We start from the raw sequence: 18,225 nt of genomic DNA, 5'->3' as shown, positions 1-18,225 counted from the left end.
GGCAACGATGTAATATTATAGCATTGCATATGGCATTCACGCCGCCCTTCCCTTATATGAATTGTCCTATCCGGGGTTTCGGTGCTGTGCCGCTTTGCGCTGGCCGTTCTGAACCCCGACTTCAAAAAGGCCACAACTTCAAGAGGCATAACCATGAGCCAGGCTGAAGCCCAAAACGAAGCCGCGTCTGCAACCGAGACGACCACTGAAGCTGGCCGCATTCCCGTGACCGTTCTGACCGGTTATCTGGGCTCGGGCAAGACCACCCTTCTCAACCGTATCCTGACCGAGAATCACGGCAAGCGTTATGCCGTGATCGTCAATGAATTCGGCGAGATCGGCATCGACAACGACCTGATCGTCGAGTCGGACGAAGAAATCTACGAAATGAACAATGGCTGCATCTGCTGCACCGTGCGCGGCGACCTGATCCGCGTGGTGGAGGGTCTGATGCGCCGTCCGGGCCGTTTCGACGCCATCATCGTGGAAACCACCGGCCTTGCCGATCCGGTTCCGGTGGCGCAGACCTTCTTCATGGATGACGACGTGCGCGCCAAGACCGGCCTCGACGCCGTTGTCGCCCTTGTGGATGCCAAGCACCTGCCGCTGCGCCTGAAGGACAGCCGCGAGGCGGAAGACCAGATCGCCTTTGCCGATGTGGTGCTCATCAACAAGACCGACCTCGTGACGCCGGATGAACTGGCGGCCATCGAGGCGACGGTGCGCGCCATCAATCCGCATGCCATCATCCATCGCACCGAGCGCGCTTCCATCCCGCTCGACCGCGTGCTGGATCGCGGCGCCTTCGACCTGAAGCGCGTGCTGGACAATGATCCGCACTTCCTCGACCATGATCATCCCGATCATGTCTGCGGGCCGGACTGCGACCACGATCATCACCACGATCATGGCCACGCTCATGGCCATGACCATCACCACCATCATGCGCACGATCATCATGATCATGACCACGTATGCGGCCCCGATTGCGATCATGACCACCACCACGATCATGCCTCGCCGATCCATGATGTGACGGTGAAGTCCGTATCGCTGAGGGGCGGCGAAGTCGACCCGGCGAAATTCTTCCCGTGGATACAGAACATCACCCAGACGCAGGGGCCGAATATCCTGCGCCTCAAGGGCATCATCGCTTTCAAGGACGACCCGGACCGCTATGTGGTGCAGGGCGTGCACATGATTATCGAGGGCGACCACCAGCGCGCCTGGAAGGAAGATGAGAAGCGCGAAAGCCGCCTCGTCTTCATTGGCCGCGAACTCGACCCCGCCGCCCTGAAGGCCGGTTTCGAAAACTGCCAGGTCAAGTAAAACAGCCCAATAAAACAGCCAAGTAAAACAAGAAATACCGGAAGCCGATGCCTACAGTAGCTCCGCTCGACCTTGAGGGTCATTGTCTTTATGCGCGCTTTGTCGGCGGCATTCCTTTTTTCGCCATGGCTGACGGCGCGATCCATCAGCTGAACAATGGCAGCAAAACCTCGGCGGCCCATGACGGGCTGTTGAGCGCGGCTGTTTCGGCTGACGGAAAATCGCTTGTCACCGGCGGCGAGGATGGCCGTGTGTGCCGTACCGACGCCGACGGAACAGTGACCGAACTTGCCAATATCCCGCGCAAATGGATGACGGCTGTTGCGGCGGGCCCCGGCGGAACTGTCGGCTTTGCATCGGGCCGCACGGCCTGGGTGCGCACCTGCGACGGCAAGATGCAGGAATTTGCGCAGGAACGCAGCGTCGAGGGCATTGCCTTTGCGCCGAAGGGCCAGCGGCTTGCCATTGCGCGCTATAATGGCGCGACGCTGATCTGGACCGGCACGGCGGCAAAGCCTGTCGAACTGGAATGGAAGGGCGCGCATATCGGCGTGATCTTTTCGCCCGATGGCCGCTTTCTCATCACCTCGATGCAGGAGAATGCCCTGCATGGCTGGCGTCTTGAAGATGCGAAACACATGCGCATGACCGGCTATCCGGCGAAGGTGAAGGATTGGTCGTGGAGCGCCAAGGCCAAGTGGCTTGCGACGTCGGGCGCGCCTGCGGCCATCGTCTGGCCTTTTGCGGGCAAGGACGGCCCGATGGGCAAGGCCCCGCTGGAGCTTGGCCTTCGCGGCGACAGCATGGTGACATCGGTTGCCTGCCATCCGGCCGAGGACATCGTGGCCATCGGCTACAGCGACGGCATGATCCTGATCGCACGCTTCGCCGACAGCAAGGAAGTTCTCCTGCGCCGCCCCGGCAAGGGCGCCATCACCAGCATGGGCTGGGACAATGAAGGCCACCGCCTCGTGTTTGGCTCGGAAGCCGGGGATTGCGGGGCGGTTTCTATAGCTGATTAGGGCAGTAGGGCAGTAGGGCAGTAGGGCAGTAGGGCAGTAGGGCAGTAGGGCAGTAGGGCAGTAGGGCAGTGAAGAATATGGTGGTCGCGGTCATGCGCAACCAAAACATACTCCCCTACTCCCTTATTCCCCTATTCCCTTAACATACTGCCTTACTGCCCTACTGCCCTACTGCCTTAACTCACCGCCCCTTCATCGAAACCGCCGGTGCGCCATCCGGCCCGAGCGAGCCGACCCATTCGCGAATGGTGGCGATATCCTTTTCGCCGAGCATGTGATCGGCATCGACGGTGCGGGCATCGACCCGCGCGCCATTGGAGCGCAGAAGTGCTGAAAGCGCCGGCGCGAATGGTGAATAGAGCTTGTCGTGCTCACCGGCGATGGCGAGCACGCGCGCCTTGCTGAGATTGGCCACCGGCGCATCGTCCAGAACCGGCATCGAGCGCATCAGCACAGCGCGTTTCACAAGGTCAGGGTGCAGCAGCATCGTCGCCGCCAGAAGATTGGCGCCGTTGGAATAACCCACGAAGGTTGCGTGGTGAAGGTCAAGGTCCTTGTCGTCGGCCAGTCGCGTCAGAAAGGTCACGAAGGCATTGGCTTCGAGCTTGATGTCCTTCTGGTCGAACTTTACCGGCGTGATGCGCTTGTACCAGCGCGTGCCGCCATCCTGCATCACGCGGCCGCGAATGCCAAGCAGCGTGGCGCGCGGCCAGACTTTCGACGCCAGCGGCACAAGGCTCGTCTCGTTCCCGCCCGAACCATGCAGCAGGATCACCAGTTCGTTCGACGCATTGTCCGGCTTGTAGAAGCGGTAGATGAACTGCTTGCTGCGCGAAAAATTCTGTTCCGGCGTCGTTTCCTTATCCATCTTCCTGTCGCGCATTGTCACGCCTTCACCAAGCTTGGGAGCGCCCTGCTCTTCCTTCATCGACGCGGCAATGGCGTTCAGGACCTTGCCCTGGCCGCTCGTCGAAACGGGCTGTCCTTCGGCCAGAGCCGAACCGGCCGCCACGTTAAGCGCAGCCGCCGCCAAAGCGGCAATAAACATCTTCTTTACCATGATCTCAACATAGCCAATGAGACGTTAACGAAGGTTTGAAGGCAGCTCTTCCCGGGTGCGTCCCCACCCCTGCCGGCGACAGAGCATTTCCGGCAAAAACTTGAAACGATTTTGCGGGATGCGTCTTTCTGGATGCGTTAATGTAATGCGGTTAACAGCAGAGTTTTAGCAAGAATATGGCAGAATGCACGAAAAGTTACATCGTGTTACAATTCTGTTACGGTCGCGGCAGGCTTCAACAAAGCGTGAGCAACAGTTCGGTCCCGGATTATCCATGCTTTTGACGCCTTTCCATGGAATCTTGTCAGCAATTGAGGTTCAACCGATTTGGGAGTGGGAGTGACATGAGCAGCTTCAAACCGGGGCGTTTTTCATCCGCCAGGCTCACCTATGATGCGGTGACGCCAAGGAGCCTCTATCTGAACCGCCGCTCGTTCATGGTCGGCGCCGGCGTGCTGGCAGCCGCCGGCATCGCCTCGTCGGCCTTCGCCGAACCGCTGAAAGCCAGGGCTTCCGCCTATAAGGTGGACGAAAAGCTGACCCCGCAGGACGCAGTCACCACCTACAATAATTTCTATGAATTCGGCACCGACAAGAGCGATCCTTCCGCCAATTCCGGCAACTACAAGCCGCTGCCGTGGAAGCTGACGGTGGATGGGCTCGTCAAACAGCCGAAGGAATTCGACATTCAGGAGCTGATCGCGAAAATGCCGCTTGAAGAGCGCATCTATCGCATGCGCTGCGTCGAGGCATGGTCGATGGTGATTCCGTGGATCGGGTTTCCGCTTTCAAGCCTTCTGGCGCAGGTGGAGCCGCTCGGCTCGGCCAAATATATCGCCTTTACCGGCCTCGTGCGTCCGGAGGAAATGCCGGGCCAGACGGGTCTCTTTCAGGTTCTGAACTGGCCCTATATCGAGGGCCTGCGCCTCGATGAGGCCATGCATCCGCTCACCATCCTTTCGGTCGGCCTTTACGGCGAGACATTGCCGAACGCCAACGGCGCGCCCATCCGGCTCGTCGTGCCGTGGAAATACGGCTTCAAGGGCATCAAGGCGATCACGAAGATCAGCTTTGTCGAAAAGCAGCCGCCAACCTCATGGCAGCAGCAGGCCGCCAACGAATATGGCTTCTATGCCAATGTAAACCCGGCCGTCGATCATCCGCGCTGGAGCCAGGCGACCGAGCGGCGCATCGGCGAAGGCAGCTTCTTCGGCTCGGGCCGCCGCCCGACACTGCCCTTCAACGGCTATGGCGAGGAAGTCGCATCGCTTTATGCGGGCATGGACCTGAAGGCGAATTACTGACATGGCGGCGGCGATCAAGGCAGGCAGAAAGAAGACAGCCCGGCCCGGCGAATGGAAGGTCTGGCTGCTCTATGCGGCCGGTTTCGTTCCGGCGGTCTGGACCTTCTATCTGGGCGCAAGCGGCAGTCTTGGCGCCGATCCGGTCAAGACCTTCGAACACACGCTTGGCCTGTGGGCGCTGCGCTTTCTGATCCTGACCCTTCTGGTCACACCGATCCGCGACCTGACCGGCATGGCCTTTCTGCGCTACCGGCGCGCGCTCGGCCTGCTTGCCTTCTATTATGCGCTGATGCATTTCGCCACCTATATGGTGCTGGATCAGGGCCTGGACATGCCCGCCATCATCACCGATATCGTGCGGCGTCCCTTCATCACCATCGGCATGGTGAGCCTCCTGCTGCTGGTGCCGCTGGCGCTCACCTCCAACAACTGGTCGATCCGCAAGCTCGGCCGACGCTGGAGCAGCCTCCACAAGCTGGTCTATGTCGCAATCGCAGGCGGCGCGATCCATTTCATCATGTCGGTGAAAAGCTGGCCCGCCGAGCCGGTCATCTATGCGGCCATCGTCGGCGCGCTTCTGCTGTGGCGTCTGGTGCGCCCGCACGCCCGCAACCGCAGGCCCGTCCCCCGCCCGCGCGGCGAAGCTGTAACCGTAAAGAAATAACGCCGTTGCAGCTGAAATTATCGCAATTTCTAATGTAGAAATTTAAATTCCCTATTCTAAACGATACCCCCATGACATGATGATGCAAATCATGTCAGTATCGCCGCGATTTCCGCATGCTGAACCATTTCCGGCCGCGGCAACCGACGAATACGGAATGCATATGTCATCTCTCCTGAAATCGGCTCCCGTCCGCATCGCAGGCAAATTCATCTTCATTTTATTCGTCCTTGTCTTTGCGATCTGGGCCAGCTTCGCCATGTGGTTTCAATTGCCCTTTGGCGATGCCGTGCGCGGATCGATCATCGCCGCCTGGCTGGTGATCGCGGCGCTGGTGATCGCAGGCGAAAGACATTACAATTGCTGGCGCAGGCGTCTGTTCTTCTGCCTCCTGGCTCTGGCGGTGCTCGCCGCATGGTCCACGGTCCGCCCATCGCTCAATCGCATCTGGGCGCCCGATGTCGCCCGCACGGTGACGGGCGACATCAACGGCGATATGGTCACGCTTTCCAATGTCCGCGACTTCATCTGGCGGACGACGGAGGATTTCACGCCCAACTGGAAAGAGGAAACCTACGACCTCGGCAAGATCACGTCGGTGGACGTGTTCCTGTCCTACTGGTCGAGCCCTGCAATCGCCCACACGCTGTTGTCCTTCGGCTTCGAGGATGGCCGCCATGTGGTCTTTTCGGGCGAGATTCGCCGGGAGCATCACGAGGTCTATTCGCCGATTGCGGGCTTTTTCCGCCAATATGAGCTGGCGATGATTGCCGCGGAAGAGCGCGACATCATCTATCTGCGCACCAACAACCGCCAGGAAGATGTCTATCGCTACCGCGTGAATCTGCCGCCGGCAGGCGCGCGCGAACTCTTCCTGTCCTATGTGAAGCTTGGCAATGAGCTGGCGGAAGAGCCGAAATTCTACAATACGCTGAGCGCGAACTGCACGACGATCATCTTCCACATGGCGCGGGTGCTGGACCCGACCTTCCCGTTCGACTACCGCATTCTCCTGTCGGGCTATCTGCCCGGCTATCTATACGATCACGGCTGGATCGAGAATGGCGGCACGCTTGAGGAGGCGCGCGAACGCGCATCGATCGATGCAAAAGCGCTTGCTGGCGGGCGCGACGGCTTTTCGCAGCGTATCCGCCAATAAAAACCCCGCCGAAACCGAAGCTTCGACGGGGTTTGCATCCCTATAAAGAGATTACACCACAGCGGTGATGATGATCTCGACCTTGTAGTCGGGCGTTGCCAGCGCGGCTTCGCCGGTGGCGCGGGCAGGCGTGTGCGCCGGATCGACCCACGCATCCCAGACGGCGTTCATTTCGGCAAAATCCTTCATGTCGGCAAGCCAGATGATGGCCTGAAGGATTTTGGTCTTGTCGGAGCCCGCTTCCTTGAGCAGACGGTCCACCTCGGCCAGAACGGCCTTGGTCTGTTCGGTGACGCTGGCGCCCGGATTGCCCACCTGACCGGCGAGATAAACGGTGTTGCCATGCACGACGGCCTGGCTCATGCGCGGGCCGACTTCGATGCGACGGATGCTCATGGGGAACTCCTCTCAAGAATGCGATTTTGCGGGAACGCGCCCGCATGTGAAAATGTTGCGCATCCTTATTAAAGAGCTGACCTATTTTGGCAATGCCAATCTAGGGCCAATGCAGGGCCAATGCCGGTGCGAATGGCGCAATTTCAGCAAAAAGCAGAGCATGTCCCTTTTGCGGCCCCTTCGCGGAGCATTGACTCTTGATCGCCCTCCCCCTATAAGCCGCGTCACGTTCGCCTGCACGGTTTACGGATGGTTTTGTGCTGTCCGCCGCCAGGACAGAACCAGCTCCTGTTCAATAGAGCATGATCCCGGAAAGTGGAAAACAGTTTTCGGACCCGATCGTGTTCAACGGAAAAACAGAATCAAGAAGGGCCGCACACCGCGGTATTAAATAAATGAAGCGCACTTACCAGCCATCCAAGATCGTCCGCAAGCGTCGTCACGGTTTCCGTGCACGCATGGCAACCACCGGCGGACGCAAGGTTCTCGCCGCTCGCCGTTCGCGCGGCCGCAAGCGGCTTTCCGCTTGATCTTTTCCCGCGCGATATGGACCTCGGGCCAAGCGCGGTGAACAAAGACATGAAAAAGCCGAAACAAATACTCCGCCTTCGCAAGAGAGCGGAGTTTTTGGCTTTGAGGAATGGTGAAAAGCGACGTGGTCCACTGTTTCTTCTCGAAGTCCGCGAGCGGACCGAAGAGGAATCGCAAACCGCCAAAATCGGCGAAAAACCCCGTGCAGGTTTCACCGTAACCAAGAAAAACGGCAACGCCGTGATACGAAACCGCATCCGCCGCAGGCTCAGGGAAGCGGTTCGTTGTCACGTGGGGCGTGACATGGCGCCTTCGACCGACTATGTGATCGTAGCGCGCGAGCAAGCCCTCACTGCGCCCTTTTCGCGACTGACCGAAGAACTCTCCCGCCGCATCAAGGCGAAGGGTGAACGGCGGGGCGATGGGAAACGCCGAACGGAAAGACCGGAATCAGGACCCGTCAATGGAAAATAACCGCAATTTCTTCATCACCATTGCCCTGTCCATCCTCGTGCTGACGCTGTGGCAAGTGTTTTATCTGGGTCCGAAGACGGAAGCCCAGCGGGAGCAGGCACGCATTGAGGAGCAGCAGCAGCAAAAACAACAGGCAACGCAGCAGGCGCAAGGCGGCCAGAGCGGCGACACGCCGCAATTGCCCGCCACATCGGGAAATATTCCCGGCCAGGGCGATGTTGCAGCCGCAGGCGGCACGCTGACCCGCGAGGCAGCCGTCGCACAGACCAAGCGCGTCCAGATCGACACGCCTTCGCTGCGCGGATCGATCAACCTGACCGGCGCGCGCCTCGACGATCTTTACCTCAAGAAATACCACGAGACCGTCGACAAGAATTCTCCGGATATCGAACTGCTCGCGCCCTCGTCGCTGAAGCAGGGCTATTTCGTTGAACTGGGCTTCACCGGCAATGAAGCGACTGGTCCGGTTCCGGGTCCCGACACGGTCTGGACCGTGGAGGGCAACGACAGGCTGACCCCGTCCACGCCGGTCACGCTGACCTACACCAACGACAAGAACATCACGTTCAAGCGCGTCATCTCGGTTGACGACGCCTATATGTTCACCGTTGACGACACGATCACCAATGAAAGCGGTGCGCCGGTTTCTCTCGCCTCCTATGGCCGCGTGACCCGCTTCAACCAGCCCGAACATGCAAGCGCCACCTATGTGCTGCATGAAGGCCTGATCGGCGTCATGGGCCAGGATGGCCTTCAGGAAATCAAATATTCCAAGGTCGAGGACGACAAGGACATTTCGTTCAAGGATGTCATCGGCGGCTGGGTCGGCATCACCGACAAATATTGGGCGGCAACGCTCATCCCGCCGCAGGACGAAAAGTTTACCGGCCGTTTCTCGCATTTCACAAACGACCGTCCGCGCTACCAGTCGGACCTGTTGAGCGCGCCGGTGACGGTTGCGCCCGGCCAGTCGCAGACGATCCAGAACCGCGTCTTCGCCGGCGCGAAGGTCGTCAACACGATCCAGAACTACGAAACGAAATACCACATCAAGCAGTTCGATCTCCTGATCGACTGGGGCTGGTTCTATTTCATCACCAAGCCGATGTTCTATCTCATCGACTGGATCTACAAGTTCACCGGCAATTTCGGCGTCGCCATCCTCGTCGTCACCGTTCTGCTGAAGGGCCTGTTCTTCCCGCTTGCCAACAAGTCGTACAAGTCGATGGCGCGCATGAAGCTCGTGCAGCCGAAGCTCACCGAAATCCGCGAGAAATATGCGGATGACAAGATGCGCCAGCAGCAGGAGATGATGAAGCTCTACAAGGAAGAGAAGATCAATCCGCTGGCCGGCTGCTGGCCGGTGGTGGTGCAGATTCCGGTGTTCTTCGCCCTGTACAAGGTGCTCTATGTCACCATCGAAATGCGTCACGCGCCATTCTTCGGCTGGATTCACGATCTGGCGGCGCCCGATCCGACATCGCTGTTCAACCTGTTCGGCCTTCTGCCCTACACGGTGCCGCACTTCCTGATGATCGGCGTCTGGCCAATCATCATGGGCATCACCATGTTCCTGCAAATGCGCATGAACCCGACGCCGCCCGATCCGACGCAGGCCGCGATCTTTACCTGGATGCCTGTCATCTTCACCTTCATGCTGGCCTCGTTCCCGGCCGGTCTGGTGATCTACTGGGCGTGGAACAACACGCTGTCGATCATCCAGCAGGGTGTCATCATGAAGCGCCAGGGCGTGAAGATCGAGCTCTTCGACAATCTCAAGGGAGTTTTCAGGCGAAAGCCGAAAGAGGCGAATAAGTAAATCTACAAAACCCCGCTTCGGCGGGGTTTTTTGTGCCATCAGGTTGACAATGCGGCGCATAACATTGATGCGTGTACGCAAGAGAATACACCATCGGGACACGGACATTGAGCGAGCAGGATAAGAAGCAGGCGGCGATCAGGGCCGCTCAGGCAGCGGCGGATGCGGTCCGGGAGGCCCAGGCGGTACTCGTCGAGGAAGGACGCCTTCTCTTCAAGAAATCGTGGATTTTCATTCGCGGCGTGCCGTCGATGAAATTCCTGCCGCCCGAAGGACCGGTGGAAATCGCCTTTGCCGGCCGCTCCAATGTCGGCAAGTCGTCGCTGATCAACGCGCTCGTCAACAAGAAGGGCCTTGCCCGCACCTCCAACACGCCGGGCCGCACGCAGGAACTGAACTATTTCGTGCCGGACGGCTATTCCGGCGAGAATGGCGACCTGCCGCCGCTGGCGCTGGTGGACATGCCGGGCTATGGCTTTGCCGAGGCCCCGAAGGCGCAGGTCGATGCCTGGACGCGGCTTGTGTTCGATTACCTGCGCGGGCGCACCACGCTGAAGCGCGTCTATGTGCTGATCGACGCCCGCCACGGCATCAAGAAGAACGATGCCGAAGTGCTCGACCTTCTCGACAAGGCGGCGGTGTCCTATCAGATCGTGCTGACCAAGATCGACAAGATCAAGCCCGCAGGCGTGCCCCGCCTTCTGGAAGAGACGCACAGGCTCACCTACAAGCGCGCGGCCTGTTTTCCCGGCATCATTGCCACATCCTCGGAAAAGGGGCTGGGCCTCGATGACCTGCGCGCGGCAATCGCCCTGCTCCTGAAGGAATATTGACCGTCAGTCCGGGCAGCTTTCCGGCTGCCCGTCCAGCCCCTCGTTCAGCCGCTGGAAACCAGCGCTCACATGCCCGTCGCCGCGCCGGATATGCAGCACATAGATGCTGTCGAAATCATTGCCGCGCCATTTCGGCACCGCGGCTTTATCTCCGCCATTGTCCTTGAGCAGATTTCTGGCCAGCTTGTAGAGCTGCTTGTGTTCCCAGCCGACCAGTATCGCCGCATTGCTGTATTGCGGCGCTTCGAGGGCTGCCTGCAACTTCCCGATCTCGTCATAGCCGAAGCGCGTATCGACCGGCATTCCAAAACGGATTGCAGTCGGCTCCACCGTCGCCAGCGCACGATTATAGGCGTAGGAAATGCCGTTATCCATCTTCTCCCTGGCCGGATCGGGCGCGAAAATGGCGTCGGGCTTGCCGAAATCCCGCGCAATGACGGCGGGCAGCTTCAGGGCGCGGTTGAGCCCCCGGCAGTCGAGTTGCCCCAGACCGCCCGCGGGCTTTTCGCCATGGCGGACAAGAATGATCGTTTCGGTCGTCTGTGCCGGCGCGGCATGGGAGGCGGATGCGCCAAGCAGGGAAACAAGGGCGGCGAGGAAAATCTTGCGCATGAAAACAGCTTCTTTGAAAATTGTTTGAACTCCCAATCCGCTTAAATCCCGCATCGGCTTTTTGTTGGGCATGTTTCGGGCCGCCAATTCAAATAATCGCGAACGAACAGGCGAAAAATGAACATCGGCGGATTCCAATTGCCGCAAAACCAGTCTAGAAAAACCTGTTTCTCCCTGCCCTGTCGCCAGCCATGGAGCCCGCGATGACGACACTTGAAAATCCCGAAATGCAAGCGCAACTCCTGTCTGCGGCCCTGCCCTATATGCAGCGCTACGAGAACAAGCATGTCGTCGTGAAATATGGCGGCCACGCCATGGGCAATCCGGAGCTGGGCAAGGCTTTCGCACGCGATATCGCGCTTTTGAAACAGTCGGGCATCAACCCCATCGTCGTGCATGGCGGCGGACCGCAGATCCAGGCCATGCTGACCAAGCTCGGCATCGAATCGCGTTTTGAAGGGGGCCTGCGCGTCACCGACGAAAAGACCGTCGAAGTGGTGGAAATGGTTCTGGCCGGTTCCATCAACAAGGAAATCGTCGCCCTCATCAATGCCGAGGGCGAATGGGCCATCGGGCTTTGCGGCAAGGATGGCAACATGGTCTTCGCGCAGAAGGCGCACAAGACCGTCATCGACCCCGATTCCAGTATCGAGAAAGTGCTGGACCTTGGCTTCGTCGGCGAACCGGCGGAAGTGGACCGCACGCTCCTCGATCTTCTGGCGCGTTCCGAGATGATCCCGGTCATTGCGCCGGTGGCGCCGGGCCGCGACGGCCACACCTACAACATCAATGCCGACACGTTTGCGGGCGCGATTGCCGGTGCGCTGGCCGCAACGCGCCTCCTGTTCTTGACCGACGTTCCGGGCGTGCTCGACAAGGACAAGAACCTCATCAAGGAGCTTTCCGTTGCCGATGCGCAGGCGCTCATCAAGGACGGCACGATTTCCGGCGGCATGATCCCCAAGGTGGAAACCTGCATCGACGCGATCCGCCGCGGCGTCGAAGGCGTCGTCATTTTGAACGGCAAGACCCCGCATTCCGTGCTGCTGGAACTTTTCACCGAGCATGGTGCCGGCACGTTGATCGTGCCGTGATAAAAAAAGCACGCTGATCGTGCCGTGATAAAAGAAGCACGTTGATCGTGCCGTAAAGCGCGTAAGGACAGACCATGACCGATATTCCGGATAGAGCCGCTTTCGCGCACGTCACCGACTGGGTGTTCGACCTCGACAACACGCTCTATCCGCACGCCGCCAATCTGTTCTCGCAGATCGACGTGAAGATGACGAGCTATGTCGAGGCGCTTCTGCAACTGCCGCGCGACGAGGCGCGCAAGATCCAGAAGCAGTTCTATCTGGAATATGGCACGACGCTCAAAGGCCTGATGGAATGCCATCAGATCGACCCGGACGACTTTCTGCAAAAGGTCCACGATATCGACTATACGTGGCTGAAACCCGATCCGGCGCTGGGAGAGGCCATCAAGGCGCTGCCGGGCCGCCGGTTCATCTTCACCAATGGCGATCGCGGCCATGCCGAACGCGCCGCCCGCCAGCTTGGTATCCTCGATGATTTCGACGATATTTTCGACATTGTCGCCGCTGGCCTGACCCCGAAGCCGGAACCCGTCACCTATGACCGCTTCCTCGGCGCATTTGGCGTTGATGCAGGCAAGGCGGTGATGTTCGAGGATCTGGCGCGCAATCTGGTGGTGCCGAAATCTCTCGGCATGAAAACCGTGCTGGTCGTGCCGAACAATTTTGAGCCTACATTTTCAGAAATATGGGAAAGCGATCCCGAGTTCACCGATCAGGTGGACTATGTGACCGACAACCTGACCCTGTTTCTGGAAGCGATCATTGCACGAAGATAGGCATTTCACCGGACTTGAAAAACAAATCGAGAATGCAGCCCACCGCCTTCTCGACAGCCTGCCCCGTCACCGGATCGCCGATGCGCTGGTCGAGTTTCTGGTTTTCGGGCTGAAACAGGCATGGGCCTGCCTTTTCGGCGGTGCGATGCTGGCGCTCATCATGCTGACCCGCTGGTTCTGGCCGGATGGCGGCGCGGGCTTCATCACGCGCTATGATTTCCTGTTCCTGTCCGCGCTGGCAATCCAGCTTGCCATGCTGCTTTTCAAGCTGGAAGCGTGGGAAGAGGCCAAGGTCATCGTCATTTTCCACATTGTCGGAACGGCGATGGAGGTCTTCAAAACCCATGCCGGATCATGGGTCTACCCGGAGGAAAATTTCTTCCGGATCGGCGGCGTGCCGCTGTTTTCCGGCTTCATGTATGCGGCCGTCGGCTCCTACATGGCGCGCATCAACCGCATTTTCGATATAAGGCTGAACCACTATCCGCCGCTCTCCCTGACCTTCGTTCTGGCCGCGGCGATCTATATCAACTTTTTCGCGCACCACTTCATATGGGATGCGCGCTGGCTGCTCTTTGCCGCCACCTTCGCGCTCTACTGGCGCACGACCATGCATTATCGCGTCTTCCGCTTCCGGCACAAAATGCCGCTGCTGATCGGCTTTCTGCTGACCGCGCTGTTTATCTGGATCGCGGAAAACATCGGCACATGGTCGAAGGCCTGGCTCTACCCCAACCAGCGCAATGGCTGGGAACTGGTTTCAATGGGCAAGCTCGGCTCGTGGTATCTGCTGATGATTATCTCGGTCGTGCTGGTGACGCTCGTTCACCGCCCCCGCCCCTATCGTGCCGAAGAAGACGCGCAAAAAGAAACGCCCGACCTTTTGGCCGGGCGCATCCAGCACACTGTCAAGGGCGATCAGAGCTTGTAGAAATCCTTGATGTGATCCCAGGCTTCGTCGGCGGTTTCGACAAAGGTGAGAAGCTCGATATCGGCCGGCGAAATCGTGCCCTGCTCGGCCAGAAACTCGATATTGATCGCCTTGTTCCAGAATTCCTTGCCGAACAGGATGAGCGGCATCCGCTCCATGCGGTTGGTCTGGATCAGCGTCATCGCCTCGAACAATTCGTCCATCGTGCCGAACCCGCCGGGAAACACGCAGACGGCCTTTGCCCGCATGAGGAAATGCATCTTGCGGATCGCGAAATAATGGAAATTGAAGCAGAGGTCCGGCGTGACATAGGCATTGGGCGCCTGTTCATGCGGCAGCACGATATTGAGGCCGATGGTCGGCGCACCGACATCGGCTGCACCGCGATTGCCCGCTTCCATCACGCCGGGGCCGCCGCCCGTCACCACGATGAATTCGCGGTAATAGGTGGTGGCGGAATATTCCGAACAGAGCCGCGCGAATTTGCGCGCTTCCTCGTAATACCGGGAATTGGCTTCGAGGTTTTTCTTCTGGACCTCGTTCTTGGCCGCCCAGGCCTCGCCGCCGGGTGCCGGAATGCGCGCGCCGCCGAACAGGACGACGGTGGATTTGATGCCGCGATCGGCCAGAATCATTTCCGGTTTCAGAAGCTCAAGCTGCAAGCGGACCGGGCGCAGGTCGCGCCGGGTCATGAAATCATCATCCGTGAAAGCAAGGCGATAGGCAGAAGCCTCGGTCTGGGGTGTCTGCGGTACGGTGCGCGCCTGCTTGACCGCATCCTCTGAATTGGGGAATGGCGTCCAGCCGGACTTCTCCATCGGGTTCATGCTTTCACCTGCTCCTTACATTCCATCATCAAGTTTATTTTGCAGCTAAATGCTTAATCTGTCTCAAACGTGACGGCCATTGTCCAACAGCGGGCAATTGGATCATGAACCACATTGACCCATATGACGCCTTCGCTTAATCAATTTCCCGACAGACGGAGCCGCACGCACGCTGCGCCCGCCATCCGCTGCCCTTTCACGGAGACCGCTATTCATGACCAAGCCAGACCACGCCTCCCTTGAGAAGACAATCGACAAGGCTTTCGACGAGCGCGACGGGATCAACACGGCCACGCGCGGCGAAGTGCGCGAAGCCGTCGAACAGTCGCTCATTCTGCTCGACCGCGGTGAAGCCCGTGTCGCAGAAAAACAGGCGGACGGCAACTGGCATGTCAACCAATGGCTGAAGAAAGCGGTTCTGCTCTCCTTCCGCCTCAACCCGATGGAAGTCATCAAGGGCGGCCCCGGCCAGTCATCGTGGTGGGACAAGGTCCCCTCCAAGTTCGACGGCTGGACGGCGAACGAGTTCGAAAAGGCGGGCTTCCGCGCCGTGCCGAACTGCGTCGTGCGCCACTCGGCCTATATCGCGCCCAACGCGATCCTGATGCCATCCTTCGTCAATCTCGGCGCCTATGTCGATGAAGGCACCATGGTCGACACCTGGGCGACCGTCGGCTCCTGCGCGCAGATCGGCAAGAACGTGCATCTTTCCGGCGGCGTCGGCATCGGCGGCGTTCTGGAACCGATGCAGGCGGGACCGACCATCATCGAGGACAACTGCTTCATCGGCGCGCGTTCGGAAGTGGTCGAAGGCTGCATCGTGCGCGAAGGCTCCGTGCTCGGCATGGGCGTCTTCATCGGCAAGTCCACCAAGATCGTGGACCGCGCGACCGGCGAAGTCTTCTATGGCGAAGTGCCGCCCTATTCGGTCGTGGTTGCAGGCACCATGCCGGGCAAGAATGTTCCCGGTGAAAACTGGGGCCCCAGCCTTTATTGCGCCGTCATCGTCAAGCGCGTGGACGAAAAAACCCGTTCCAAGACCTCGATCAACGAATTGCTGCGCGACTGACCGCCAGCACATCACCCGAAAAGAAAAAGGCGAAGCCCGCAAGCTTCGCCTTTTGCATTTCATGTTCGCCCCTTTGGATGGCGCAATGCCTCTGATCCGGGCAGTCCGGGGAGGCATTGACGCCATCCTCCGGGGAGATTCCTTAAAAACCTTTCGCCTATCCTGCCTGTCCATGCGTGAGGGGAGGAACACACGGCATAAGGCAGGACAAGTGAATTAGTTCTGATAGCTCGACGGGGAGTTATCACCGAAGCGATGAGCCGAGCCATCCTGATAGGCCGGCGCGGAGCGGTGGATGGCAGCCGGAGCCGTGTAATCGATGTTGCTGTGCATGGAAGCACCCGTGGCATCGCCGGGAAGCATGAAAGCCTTGTCCTGGGCAGCCAGTGCAGGCGGCTCACCAACATAGGGATTTTCGGCATAGGCGGCACCGGCGCTCAGAGCGACAGCGAGGGCGGCGAGAGTAAATTTCTTCATTTTCTAATCCTTTTCTTTATAGCGCCCCGACAACAGCATTTTCCAGGCTGACCCTTGAGACCATGTCTCGGGATGACGGGGAACATTCGATTAACCGGGCCTTGGCGGCCCGCCCTGCGGTGTCCGGCACATCTGGGAGGACTGCACCGGCACCTTCGGGAATACATGCAATATGGATACTGCATTTGTGCCCGGCCCACGGGACTGCCCCGCGGGACCGGAGGGGCCAAAAGTCCTAACGGACCTTTAGTTCTGGTAGGACGAAGGCGAAGCATCGCCGAAGCGATGAGCCGAGCCATCCTGATAAACAGTTGCCTTGTTGATCGAAGCAGGGGCCGTGTAGTCAAGCTTCTGGCCCTGCGTTGCAACCGGCGCGCGGTCATTTGCATAAAGATCGGCAGGTTCACCGACATACGGGTTTTCTGCAAAAGCGGCACCGGCACTCAGAGCAAGGGCAGCGGCAGCAAGAACAATCTTCTTCATTTTCCTATCTCCTTGGAAAGTGGAGCGGCGGTTTGTTCGTCGTTCCGATGCGCCTCAAATGGGTGACAATGGGCAAAAGTTCCAGTCACGAAATTGTTTCCTCAATCACACATTCGTGCAGCCTATTTTTCGAAAACCGCCAAAGAATTCAAAAATAATAAAACAAAAACAATTAGTTGCCTGATATACTACTATTCACACGACTGTTATAATGGTCTTTTTGTTCAAAGAAAGCGAACAGTCTGTTTGAGTATACTGTCCATTGAAAGTGAACAATAGCCGTGTTTTTCACAAAACCGGTATCGTGCAAACGGGTGCGCGCGTCGTTGGAAGAGTGCCGACCAGCCCCAAAACAACGAAAAAGCCGCATCGAAATGCGGCTTGACGGCTGGCACCGGCGCTGGATCGAATGCGGAGGCTCAGTTGTTCGCGACAGCGACCGAACGCCCGGCGATGGAAACCCACTGCCCGGAATTGGCAGGCGACTGCATCTTGATATAGCGATAGGAGGTCTTCTCGACCGGCAGCACCTCGTCGCGCAGATTGTCGAGGATGTAATCGCCATGATCAGTCCGCACGGTCAATATGACATGCGGCTCGCTGCCCTGAACCATGGTAATGAGAAGTTGCGACGGGCTGATGCCGCGCGTCATCAATTGCACCCGCTTCATCAGGACATAATCTTCGCAATCGCCCCTGCCGTTGACGGGGATAGTCCAGTAGTCGCGCTTGCCGTAATTATCCTGATCCGAAACAGGCCTGATGCGGCGGTTGACGGAACTGCTCACCGATTGCAACAGCTTCATGCGTTGCGGGGTCAGCTTCATCGGCGGCAACACCCGATGCGCGCCGCAATCGCGCTTGTTGCGATCACAGTAATCCTTGTGTCCGTAAGGAATGCTTGTCAGCCCGCCGGCTTCACTCCATTGCGCGGCCTTGGCCGGTATCGCTGTTGCCCCGAAGAGCGTCATCATGCCTGCTATCGCAGAGGTGACAAAACGCATGCGCAGTTTCCCATTTTAAAAGAGTCCCCGTTGACCGGCCCTTTGCGGGTCTCGTTATCAACTTTTCTTTAAATAACGACGACAGAGGGCCTCCGGTCAAGGAAATTTCGTTCCCAAATTGAAACCGGGTGAGAAAAACAAGTGAAAGGCGAAACCGCAGCCCATCCCGAAAACCGCTTCGCACTTTTCGGGATGCAGGTCTTTGCCGCGCGCATCTTATTCCGAAAACCGCTTCGCACTTTTCGGGATGCGGGCCCCTGCCGCGCGCATCTTGCTCCGAAAACCGCTTCGCACTTTTCGAGATGCGGGTCCTTGCCGCGCGCATCTTGTTCCGAAAACCGCTTCGCACTTTTCGGGA

Annotated in this window: 20 protein-coding genes; 13 read left to right on the top strand and 7 right to left on the bottom strand. The window is 58.7% G+C overall.

The window, feature by feature from the left end; genetic code table 11:
- Positions 1 to 153 precede the first annotated feature (153 nt).
- Together AVM02_RS18815 and AVM02_RS18810 are read left to right on the top strand one after the other, a co-directional pair.
- On the top strand, positions 154 to 1,329 hold the full coding sequence (locus AVM02_RS18815) for a CobW family GTP-binding protein (RefSeq protein ID WP_411508426.1): 1,176 nt from the start codon (positions 154 to 156) through the stop codon (positions 1,327 to 1,329).
- Between the two features lie 47 nt (positions 1,330 to 1,376).
- Positions 1,377 to 2,351 carry a WD40 repeat domain-containing protein gene (locus AVM02_RS18810; protein WP_411508425.1) on the top strand — a complete coding sequence of 325 codons (975 nt, stop codon included), beginning with the start codon at positions 1,377 to 1,379 and terminating at the stop codon, positions 2,349 to 2,351.
- A 181-nt stretch (positions 2,352 to 2,532) separates the two neighbouring features.
- Here the strand turns inward: AVM02_RS18810 and AVM02_RS18805 are convergent, their stop codons facing one another.
- Positions 2,533 to 3,411: an alpha/beta hydrolase gene (locus tag AVM02_RS18805; RefSeq protein ID WP_411508424.1), complete on the bottom strand. Its 879-nt coding sequence runs from the start codon at positions 3,409 to 3,411 to the stop codon at positions 2,533 to 2,535.
- A gap of 344 nt (positions 3,412 to 3,755) precedes the next feature.
- Between AVM02_RS18805 and msrP the strand changes: the two genes are divergently transcribed.
- The 3 genes from msrP to AVM02_RS18790 all read left to right on the top strand — a co-directional run bounded on the left by msrP (position 3,756) and on the right by AVM02_RS18790 (position 6,538).
- The gene (msrP, locus tag AVM02_RS18800) at positions 3,756 to 4,715 is read left to right on the top strand and encodes a protein-methionine-sulfoxide reductase catalytic subunit MsrP (protein WP_411508423.1); all 960 of its coding nucleotides are present in this window, start codon (positions 3,756 to 3,758) and stop codon (positions 4,713 to 4,715) included.
- A 1-nt stretch (position 4,716) separates the two neighbouring features.
- The gene (gene msrQ, locus AVM02_RS18795; RefSeq protein WP_411508422.1) at positions 4,717 to 5,379 is read left to right on the top strand and encodes a protein-methionine-sulfoxide reductase heme-binding subunit MsrQ; all 663 of its coding nucleotides are present in this window, start codon (positions 4,717 to 4,719) and stop codon (positions 5,377 to 5,379) included.
- A 163-nt stretch (positions 5,380 to 5,542) separates the two neighbouring features.
- Positions 5,543 to 6,538, top strand: coding sequence for a DUF4105 domain-containing protein (locus AVM02_RS18790; protein WP_411508421.1), 996 nt, complete (start codon positions 5,543 to 5,545; stop codon positions 6,536 to 6,538).
- 51 nt (positions 6,539 to 6,589) lie between these two features.
- Here the strand turns inward: AVM02_RS18790 and AVM02_RS18785 are convergent, their stop codons facing one another.
- On the bottom strand, positions 6,590 to 6,934 hold the full coding sequence (locus AVM02_RS18785; RefSeq protein ID WP_411508420.1) for a RidA family protein: 345 nt from the start codon (positions 6,932 to 6,934) through the stop codon (positions 6,590 to 6,592).
- 395 nt (positions 6,935 to 7,329) lie between these two features.
- Here AVM02_RS18785 and rpmH point away from each other — a divergent pair, with 395 nt between their 5' ends.
- The 4 genes from rpmH (at position 7,330) to yihA (ending at position 10,591) form a co-directional block, all read left to right on the top strand.
- A complete protein-coding gene (rpmH, locus tag AVM02_RS18780; protein ID WP_006467565.1) occupies positions 7,330 to 7,464 on the top strand; it encodes a 50S ribosomal protein L34 in 135 nt (44 codons plus the stop codon).
- A gap of 49 nt (positions 7,465 to 7,513) precedes the next feature.
- Positions 7,514 to 7,939 carry a ribonuclease P protein component gene (rnpA, locus tag AVM02_RS18775; RefSeq protein ID WP_411508419.1) on the top strand — a complete coding sequence of 142 codons (426 nt, stop codon included), beginning with the start codon at positions 7,514 to 7,516 and terminating at the stop codon, positions 7,937 to 7,939.
- Positions 7,929 to 9,758 carry a membrane protein insertase YidC gene (gene yidC, locus AVM02_RS18770; protein WP_411508418.1) on the top strand — a complete coding sequence of 610 codons (1,830 nt, stop codon included), beginning with the start codon at positions 7,929 to 7,931 and terminating at the stop codon, positions 9,756 to 9,758. Before rnpA ends, yidC begins: the two co-directional genes overlap by 11 nt.
- A 107-nt stretch (positions 9,759 to 9,865) precedes the next feature.
- Positions 9,866 to 10,591, top strand: a complete 726-nt coding sequence (yihA, locus tag AVM02_RS18765; protein WP_411508417.1) for a ribosome biogenesis GTP-binding protein YihA/YsxC — start codon at positions 9,866 to 9,868, stop codon at positions 10,589 to 10,591.
- 3 nt (positions 10,592 to 10,594) lie between these two features.
- On the opposite strand, the gene AVM02_RS18760 is transcribed toward yihA, so the two are convergent.
- Positions 10,595 to 11,203, bottom strand: coding sequence for a hypothetical protein (locus AVM02_RS18760; RefSeq protein ID WP_411508416.1), 609 nt, complete (start codon positions 11,201 to 11,203; stop codon positions 10,595 to 10,597).
- Between the two features lie 203 nt (positions 11,204 to 11,406).
- On the opposite strand from AVM02_RS18760, the gene argB reads away from it, so the two are divergent.
- From argB to AVM02_RS18745, 3 genes are all read left to right on the top strand, one after another.
- Positions 11,407 to 12,297: an acetylglutamate kinase gene (gene argB / locus AVM02_RS18755; protein ID WP_411508415.1), complete on the top strand. Its 891-nt coding sequence runs from the start codon at positions 11,407 to 11,409 to the stop codon at positions 12,295 to 12,297.
- A 74-nt stretch (positions 12,298 to 12,371) separates the two neighbouring features.
- Positions 12,372 to 13,076: a pyrimidine 5'-nucleotidase gene (locus AVM02_RS18750; RefSeq protein WP_411508414.1), complete on the top strand. Its 705-nt coding sequence runs from the start codon at positions 12,372 to 12,374 to the stop codon at positions 13,074 to 13,076.
- Entirely contained in the window at positions 13,063 to 14,007 is a 945-nt protein-coding gene (locus AVM02_RS18745; RefSeq protein WP_411508413.1) for a DUF817 domain-containing protein, read from the top strand. The genes AVM02_RS18750 and AVM02_RS18745 overlap by 14 nt, the downstream gene beginning before the upstream one ends.
- On the opposite strand, the gene AVM02_RS18740 is transcribed toward AVM02_RS18745, so the two are convergent.
- Complete coding sequence (locus tag AVM02_RS18740; protein WP_411508412.1) at positions 13,995 to 14,834, bottom strand: LOG family protein; 840 nt, start codon at positions 14,832 to 14,834, stop codon at positions 13,995 to 13,997. The two genes, AVM02_RS18745 and AVM02_RS18740, sit on opposite strands and share 13 nt — an antisense overlap.
- 214 nt (positions 14,835 to 15,048) lie before the next feature.
- On the opposite strand from AVM02_RS18740, the gene dapD reads away from it, so the two are divergent.
- The gene (gene dapD / locus AVM02_RS18735) at positions 15,049 to 15,903 is read left to right on the top strand and encodes a 2,3,4,5-tetrahydropyridine-2,6-dicarboxylate N-succinyltransferase (protein WP_411508411.1); all 855 of its coding nucleotides are present in this window, start codon (positions 15,049 to 15,051) and stop codon (positions 15,901 to 15,903) included.
- A 216-nt stretch (positions 15,904 to 16,119) separates the two neighbouring features.
- Here the strand turns inward: dapD and AVM02_RS18730 are convergent, their stop codons facing one another.
- The 3 genes from AVM02_RS18730 to AVM02_RS18720 form a co-directional block, all read right to left on the bottom strand.
- Entirely contained in the window at positions 16,120 to 16,380 is a 261-nt protein-coding gene (locus AVM02_RS18730; RefSeq protein WP_411508410.1) for a hypothetical protein, read from the bottom strand.
- Between the two features lie 246 nt (positions 16,381 to 16,626).
- Complete coding sequence (locus AVM02_RS18725; RefSeq protein WP_411508409.1) at positions 16,627 to 16,863, bottom strand: hypothetical protein; 237 nt, start codon at positions 16,861 to 16,863, stop codon at positions 16,627 to 16,629.
- Between the two features lie 419 nt (positions 16,864 to 17,282).
- A complete protein-coding gene (locus tag AVM02_RS18720) occupies positions 17,283 to 17,834 on the bottom strand; it encodes a transglutaminase-like cysteine peptidase (RefSeq protein WP_411508522.1) in 552 nt (183 codons plus the stop codon).
- Positions 17,835 to 18,225 lie beyond the last annotated feature (391 nt).

It is taken from the genome of Brucella anthropi, assembly GCF_046630315.1.
Taxonomy (GTDB): Bacteria; Pseudomonadota; Alphaproteobacteria; order Rhizobiales; family Rhizobiaceae; genus Brucella; species Brucella anthropi_A.
The sequence above is the reverse complement of the archived record's forward strand: the minus strand, read 5'-3'. Positions and strand labels throughout refer to the sequence as shown.